Genomic DNA, 5602 nt, shown 5'->3' on the forward strand with positions numbered 1-5602 from the left:
ACTTCGCCCGCCGGCCGAAGCCACCCGAGATACCCGGCCAGGTCTGGATCAACGACCCGGCGAAACGAAGGCAACCCGAACCACAAGGTTCATAGAACCGCGAACGTCTCATTTGACTTGACAACTACCGACCTCGCCGGGTTCACCGTCTACCTGGCCTACCGCCTCTTCGGGTACGGTCTGCGCCACACCCCCGCGTCGGTGGCTACGACGCTGACTCTGGCCGAACCCGCCGTCGCCGCGGTCTTGGGCGTCACCGTCCTCGGCGAACGTCTGCCGGCCGTCTCCTGGTGCGGGCTGGCCGTCCTCGCCCTGGGCCTGGTCCTCCTCACCGCTCCCGTCGGCACCGGGCAGCGGGAACGGTAGACCGCCAGGCACTCTTGCGGTCCGGCTCCCTCCAGGTGTCCTTGGGGCTTCCTGGCGCAGCCGGTGCTTGTGTTACAAGACTCTGACGCCCGCATACGCAACGCATTGGTGAAGATACGGCGTCTATGGGATGGGAATAGCCCATTCCATACTCGAGAGGATGTCCCGGTGATCGTCACCAAGCGGCACACTCTGCGTGCCCTGGCCGTAGGCACTGTCACCGCGGCCTCCATGGCCGTGGCAGGCACCGCGGCCATGGCTGCCACCCCGGTCGCACAGCCTGCTTCTGTCACGCAGGCCGCCTCGGCCACCGCCGGCTCGTGGGGCAGTGGCGCCAAGACGGCTCCGGACTTGCTGACGGGCGGGCCGGTGTACCTGAAGAACATCAAGACCAGCCGGAGCGCGCGCTATGACCGCATGGTCTTCGACCTCAGCGGTGGGGGTGGAAAGCTCGGCTACCACGTTGCCTACGTCGATGCGTTCCGGGCGGACGGCTCCGGCAAGCGGATACCGGTCAAGGGTGGCGCCATCTTGCAGGTCTCCGCGATCGCCCTGAACTACAACCCGATCACTGGCAAGCAGACCTATGCTGGGCAAGTCGGCAAGTCGCTGCCGGGAGTGAACCTGGCCGGGTACAAGACGTTCAAGGACACCAAGTTCGGGACGAGTTTCGAGGGGGCCACCCAGATCGCCGTGGGGGTGCGCGCCAAGTTGCCGTTCCGGGTCGTGCAGTCCGGCCATCAGCTCATCGTGGATGTCGCGCGCTCCTGGTGACCAGCACGGCGAGGAGCATCAGCACGGCCGACACGCCGCGGTGACGGGATGGCCGCCGGTAGGGTCTACCGACGGGAGTGGAGCCAGCCGAGCCCGGCGGCGGTCTTGGATCAGGCATCCCGGCCATGGCAATAGGGTTGGCGCGGCGGCTTCTCGGTTCGTTCCGACGCCGGCGGCGCGGAGGTGAGTGCCTGGCGAAGCCCCCGGATAGTAGCCGCCCCACGAGGAAGGGAGCAGCCGCCATGACGGTGCCGTGGCGCGAGGACGAGCACTGGCGTTGTCGGTACCCGCAGACCGGGCCCGACTGGACGCAGGGAATGCCGCAGGGAACGGCGGAACCCCTGACCCCCATGGGACGGATGTCCGTTCTCCTGATGGTGTTCGGTTGAGCCATCAGCCCTGTGCCTGACCGAGGAGTTGGCCTTCGCGACCAAGCCCATGCTGGCACCGTCCGTAAGGGGAACCCCCACCGAACTGAACCGGAGTGATGAATTCCGTTCTGCCGACCTGCAAGGAAGGTGTCTCATTTAGGGTGTCCGGTGATCTGTACGGTGAGCGGGGGCTATCCGTACACTCCCGGGTCGTGACCGGACTTCTCACGGGCTATGCCCGATGCTCCACCGACATGCAGGACCTGACGGCCCAACAGCAGATCCTGCTCTCCCTCGGCGTCCCGGAAGACCGCATCTACCTCGACCGCGGACTGACCGGCACCAAACGCGCCCGCCCCGGCCTCGACCAGGCACTGGCCGCCGTACGCGCCGGCGACACCCTCGTGGTACCCAAGCTCGACCGCCTCGCCCGCTCGGTGCCCGACGCCCGCGAGATCGGCGACTCACTCGTCGCCCGGGGCGTCCGCCTGTCCCTTGGCGGGGCGCTCTACGATCCGGCCGACCCGATGGGCAAGATGTTCTTCAACATCCTGGCCACCTTCGCCGAGTTCGGGGTGGACCTCCTGCGCATGCGCACCCGCGAGGGCATGGCCGTGGCCAAGGCGAAGGGGAAGCTGAAGGGCAAGCAGCCCAAGCTGAACGCCCGCCAGCAGGCACACCTCCTCAAGGAACACGCCACCGGCGACTACACCATCGCCGAACTCGCCGAGCTGTACTCCGTCAGCCGCGCGACGGTGTACCGGGTCCTCGAACGCGCCGCACCGCCCAACCCCATCTCACCGGTCCCGGGAGCGACGGCTACTCCTCCGCTGAGCCCTGGACGGTAGAGCCCCGGTGCTGCCCGTTGGCCTGCACATACGACACATGCGTCGGGCAGGTCTCGATCGCGGCGACCCCGGCCGCGCCCGCGAGGCGGGGGCCAGGGACTCGACTGTTACCGGCACGGGTACTTGCCCGTAGCGGTCCGCATCCCGCGCCCGACGCACGCCGTGCCAACGCCCTCAACGTCATGCTTCCAGAGTGCCACCGAGCGCTCCCACCCCTCGGGTGACGGCTTCCTCAAGGGCGCGGCCCTTGATTCCGGGACCTCCACGAAGCGCCACATTCAACTAACGGTCTCTTTACCATTCTTAGCGATAAGCTTTAATGAGTAAGGCGACTGGCAGCGTAGCCGTGAGCCCGTTGTAGATGCCCGACTCTTGACCCCGGGAGCCGAGTAGTGACACGAGCCCGAACGGTGCACGTCCTGCTGGCGGTACTGACCGCCGCCCTGCTGACCCTCCATCTGCTCACTCCGGGCACCCCAGTCGTCGAGTCCCATGCGGCCGAGCCCACTGCAGCTGCGGCGCAGGCCACGCTGTGTGGTGGCTTCGCGCAGTCGGAGGAGCTCTGCGGGCACGTGGGGAGCCGTGGTCGCCAGCGAGTAGAAGATCTCTTCGCGGCCCCGGCGGCCCACGGCATGACGAACGCTGCCGTGCCTGCCGTCGCCGTTTGGGTCGGTCCCCGTGCAGTGCCGTACGACGAGCCGAGAGCCTCTGGCGAGAGGTCTCGTGCCGTGCTCCAGGTCTTCCGCTGCTGAGCGGATTCCCGAGCGAGCCATCACATTCGGCATTCATGTGCGGTCAAGCATCAGCTCACCCGCACAGCGTTTCCGCATGCCCCGTGCCGATGTGCACGGATGCGCGCGTCCTTCCGGCGCGCTCGTCGTTGCTTGCTCGCCTCGCGCTCTTCTTGCCCGATCCTTCGTCACACTGCCGCGCCTTTCAGGCGCTCAGGAGGCCTCTGCCATGCAACATCTCGTCGCCCACGCCCGCTCGTTCCCACAGTGGACCGCGCAGCAGCCGCAGGAGTTCCGCCGGCTCGCCGCCGGGCAGTCACCGCACGCCCTGTTCATCACCTGCTCGGACTCACGCGTCATCCCTTCCCTGATCACCGGGGCTCGCCCAGGCGAACTCTTCGAGCTGCGCACGGCCGGCAACGCCATACCCCGCTACCGCACGGAGCAGCCCAGTGGCGAGGCCGCCACCATCGAGTACGCGGTCAGCGTGCTCGGCGTGCCCGACATCGTGGTGTGCGGGCACTCCCACTGCGGGGCCGTCGGCGCGCGGGTGCGCAACGAGGACCTCAGCGCCTGGCCGGCCGTCGCCGGATGGCTGGGCACCCAGCTGCCGGACGGCCTGAGCGAGTTGGGCGAAGACGGTAGCGGCGCCGAGGTCGCGGCGGCCGTGCAGCGCAACGTGCGGGAGCAGGTGGAGCGGTTGCGCGGCTACCCGTGCGTGGCCGAGCGGCTGGCCGACGGGCAGCTGCGGCTGCACGGCTGGTTTTACGCCGTGGACACCGGACTGATCCTCGCCCACCAGCCGTCCGTCGACGCCTTCCTTCCGCTGTGAGCACCATGAGCGACCGCGACCGGAGCGTTGTGAAGGAGCGCGGGCAGCGCCGCGCCTGGTGTCTGCCCCATCTGCGTGCTGATATCGCCTCTTCCCTCGTCGTCTTCCTCGTCGCGCTCCCGCTGTGCGTGGGCGTGGCTGTCGCCTCCGGGGTGCCGGCCGAACTCGGCCTGATCACCGGCATCGTGGGCGGCCTGGTCACCGGCCTGCTGCCAGGCAGCAGCCTGCAGGTCTCCGGCCCGGCCGCTGGCCTGACCGTGCTGGTCTTCGAGGCCGTACAGAAGTACGGCCTGCCAGTCCTCGGCGTGCTCGTCCTCGCCGCGGGTCTGCTGCAGCTCGCCATGGGTGCCTTGCGGCTCGGGCGGTGGTTCCGCGCCATCTCCGTCGCCGTCGTCGAGGGCATGCTCGCCGGGATCGGACTGGTCCTGATCGCCGGCCAGCTCTACGCCATGGCCGACGCCAAGGCCCCCTCCACCGGTCTGGAGAAGATTGCCGGACTGCCCGGGATGCTCATCGACACCGTCGGCTCCGGCACCGCGCTGACCGCCTTCGGCCTCGGCGCGGGCACGATCGCGGTCCTGGCCCTGTGGAAGAAGCTACCGAAGACGGTGCAGGTGATTCCCGCGCCGCTGGCCGCCGTCGGCCTCGCGACCTCGGCTTCGTCCTTCCTCGACCTCCCGGTGGCCAAGGTCCAAGTGAAGGGCCTCCTGGGGGCCATTCAGCCACCCGGCATGGGCGACTTCGGACAACTCGCCGGGGTCGGCGTCCTGGGAACCGTCCTGGCGTTCACCCTCATCGCCTCCGCGGAGAGCCTGTTCAGCGCAGCCGCGGTAGACAGGCTGCACGACGGTCCACGCACCCACTACGACAAGGAACTGATGGCGCAAGGTGCGGGCAACACCGTGTGCGGCCTGCTCGGTGCCCTGCCGATGACCGCGGTCATCGTCCGCAGCGCCGCCAACGTCCAAGCGGGAGCAAGGACCAAGGCATCCCGGGTCCTACACGGTGGCTGGCTGCTGCTCTTCGCCGCACTGTTGCCCGCCGCACTCGGCGTCATCCCCATCGCGGCGCTCGCGGGCATCCTGGTGTACTCCGGCTGCAAGCTCATCCCCGTAAAGGAACTGGGCAAGCTATGGCGCGAACACCGCGGCGAGGCACTGATCCTGATCACCACCGCCGTAGCGATCGTCTCGGTGAGCATGTTCGAGGGCGTCCTCATCGGACTGGCTCTGGCCGTCGCCAAGACAGCATGGGAGAGCTCACACGTACGCGTGGAGGTCATCGACAAAGGCGCCGGTCCCATCCAGGCCCACCTGATAGGCAACGCCACCTTCCTGCGACTGCCGAAGATCCTCGACACCCTGGAAGCGCTACCACAAAACCGGCCCATCGAACTACACCTTTCCGGCCTGCACCACCTCGACCACGCGTGCCGAACAGCCCTGGAGAACTGGGCCGCCCGCCACACCACCAGCGGCATCGAGCCGGTCCGAGTCACCTCCACCGCCTGACGATACGTCGAACACCTTCCAACAAGCATGGCCAGCAGCGCCTGGTCGCCCGTCCGACCAAGCCGCTCACAAGGGGGGTCTTCAAAGTTGAGCGGTGCGGAGGTGTCCGCGGGCTCGGCGGGTGGTGACGCAGCGTGTGCGTAGGCGCTGGTTCGTAGCGTTGCGGAAC

General features: G+C 68.2%; 5 protein-coding genes. All 5 read left to right on the forward strand.

The window, feature by feature from the left end; genetic code table 11:
• The first annotated feature begins 117 nt into the window (after positions 1-117).
• The 5 genes from ACFC02_RS41235 (at position 118) to ACFC02_RS41255 (ending at position 5433) form a co-directional block, all read left to right on the forward strand.
• On the forward strand, positions 118-366 hold the full coding sequence (locus tag ACFC02_RS41235) for a DMT family transporter (RefSeq protein WP_376367953.1): 249 nt from the start codon (positions 118-120) through the stop codon (positions 364-366).
• 168 nt (positions 367-534) lie between these two features.
• Positions 535-1140: a hypothetical protein gene (locus ACFC02_RS41240; RefSeq protein ID WP_376367955.1), complete on the forward strand. Its 606-nt coding sequence runs from the start codon at positions 535-537 to the stop codon at positions 1138-1140.
• A 583-nt stretch (positions 1141-1723) separates the two neighbouring features.
• Positions 1724-2359 (forward strand): recombinase family protein, encoded by a 636-nt coding sequence (locus ACFC02_RS41245; protein WP_376367957.1) that lies wholly within the window; start codon positions 1724-1726, stop codon positions 2357-2359.
• Positions 2360-3319: 960 nt separating this feature from the next.
• On the forward strand, positions 3320-3922 hold the full coding sequence (locus tag ACFC02_RS41250; protein WP_376367959.1) for a carbonic anhydrase: 603 nt from the start codon (positions 3320-3322) through the stop codon (positions 3920-3922).
• Positions 3923-3927: 5 nt separating this feature from the next.
• Positions 3928-5433, forward strand: coding sequence for a SulP family inorganic anion transporter (locus ACFC02_RS41255; protein WP_376367961.1), 1506 nt, complete (start codon positions 3928-3930; stop codon positions 5431-5433).
• Positions 5434-5602: the final 169 nt, after the last annotated feature.

The sequence above is a fragment of the Streptomyces sp. NPDC056160 genome (genome assembly GCF_042268205.1).
GTDB lineage: Bacteria > Actinomycetota > Actinomycetes > Streptomycetales > Streptomycetaceae > Streptomyces.